The 255-nt window shown below is 51.0% G+C and carries 1 rRNA gene; it reads right to left on the reverse strand.

Going from position 1 to position 255, the window contains the following annotated elements:
• Positions 1–255, reverse strand: a 16S ribosomal RNA gene (locus HS848_RS12565); the annotation flags it as partial.

A 255-nucleotide genomic window follows, 5' to 3' on the forward strand; every position in this document is an offset into this window, starting at 1 on the left:
GTTTCGCTGCCCTTTGTATTGTCCATTGTAGCACGTGTGTAGCCCAAATCATAAGGGGCATGATGATTTGACGTCATCCCCACCTTCCTCCGGTTTGTCACCGGCAGTCAACTTAGAGTGCCCAACTCAATGCTGGCAACTAAGTTTAAGGGTTGCGCTCGTTGCGGGACTTAACCCAACATCTCACGACACGAGCTGACGACAACCATGCACCACCTGTCACTTTGTCCCCCGAAGGGGAAAACTCTATCTCTA

This window comes from Staphylococcus caledonicus, assembly GCF_016238465.1.
Taxonomy (GTDB): domain Bacteria; phylum Bacillota; class Bacilli; order Staphylococcales; family Staphylococcaceae; genus Staphylococcus; species Staphylococcus caledonicus.